Consider the following 1,295-nt stretch of genomic DNA (forward strand, 5'->3'; position numbering starts at 1 on the left):
CGTTACCAGGGACAGTACCTCGACAGGGAAACGGGGCTGCACTACAATCTGCACCGTTACTATGATCCGGATGTCGGGCGGTTCATAGTAACGGACCCGATAGGTTTAAGGGGCGGATTAAATTTATATGCTTATGCGCCGAATCCACTGTCATGGATCGACCCATTAGGTCTGTCCTGTAAATCATCTTATAGTGGCAAACTTTCCGGTAAAGCGTCGGAAATGACTCCACTAGTCCGTGGTTCTAAAGCGTGGAATCAAGCTATTAAGGATATGCAAGCTGCTTTATCTAGGGGCGAGAAATTCCAGGTAAAAGTCCAATCTAGCACTGATGCAAAAGCTTTCTTACAAGAAGCACAGGGTAATATGAATCGTTATAAAGCACATACGCAAAGTGCTCGTCCTGATGGCGTTCCAAAATATCCTAAAGGATACGAGCAACATATGGGGCCGGAAGGTGGTTTTGGCGATTCACCTCATATAAAATGGTACAATAATGGGACGGATGGTCATATATTCTATGACATCCCTAATTAATCATGAAAAATAAATATTCGTTCGATTTGCTTACAAAACAAAAGTTTCCGTCAAATGAGGCAGAGGAGTTTATTTTTTGGAAAATGTTAAATATTCTTGAGAAAGGAACAATTAAACATTCATTTGACAATCTGAATGAATTATATAGTGAACTTTCTTTTGATGATTATTATATTGCACATAACCTCATCGCCAGTAAAGGGAAACGTAAGATATTTAAAGGTCGTGTGTTTATATCAAAAAAGAACGATTTAATTTCTTTTTTAAATGAATCTTTCACTATAAATGATGTAAGATGTTTTTTGATATCACCTGTTTCTCCTAATGAATCAGAATATGTTATTTATATAGATGAGGAACAAATTCATTTGTATTGTTCTTGAATAATAAAAAACCGGGTAAGAAATTAAATCTTCCCGGCTTTTTATTTTTTAACTCTCGTTCAGCACACTAAACATCCCGTCCCGCATCCCCTTAACAGCCTGTTTAACCTGATAAAGTTCCTGCCGCAGTTCCTGTACTTCGTTGTTATCCGCAAGCAGGATCAGGCAACCCTCCGAGATCTTCACGGTAACGCCCGTGCCGATCTCAAATCCCGCTTCTCTCAGCCATTTGGCGCTGATTTTGATCACCGGCGTGTCGCTGTGGTTGGGTAGATAACGCGCTGGCAGTACGACGCGGCGGGAAACCTGCTGGGGAGGCGTGCGGGGGAAAGGGCCACGGCAGAAAACAGCGTGGTGCCGTTCAACCGGCTGCTG

Annotated in this window: 3 protein-coding genes; 2 read left to right on the plus strand and 1 reads right to left on the minus strand. The window is 41.9% G+C overall.

The window, feature by feature from the left end; genetic code table 11:
• The coding region (locus A1SC_RS26130; protein WP_016263051.1) for an RHS repeat-associated core domain-containing protein at nucleotides 1-537 on the plus strand (537 nt) is incomplete at its 5' end.
• 2 nt (nucleotides 538-539) lie between these two features.
• Nucleotides 540-920 carry a hypothetical protein gene (locus tag A1SC_RS00025; protein WP_000792598.1) on the plus strand — a complete coding sequence of 127 codons (381 nt, stop codon included), beginning with the start codon at nucleotides 540-542 and terminating at the stop codon, nucleotides 918-920.
• 48 nt (nucleotides 921-968) lie between these two features.
• Here the strand turns inward: A1SC_RS00025 and A1SC_RS0122695 are convergent, their stop codons facing one another.
• Nucleotides 969-1,208 carry a SymE family type I addiction module toxin gene (locus tag A1SC_RS0122695; RefSeq protein WP_032141559.1) on the minus strand — a complete coding sequence of 80 codons (240 nt, stop codon included), beginning with the start codon at nucleotides 1,206-1,208 and terminating at the stop codon, nucleotides 969-971.
• Nucleotides 1,209-1,295: the final 87 nt, after the last annotated feature.

Source organism: Escherichia sp. KTE52, from assembly GCF_000408325.1.
Lineage (GTDB): Bacteria > Pseudomonadota > Gammaproteobacteria > Enterobacterales > Enterobacteriaceae > Escherichia > Escherichia marmotae.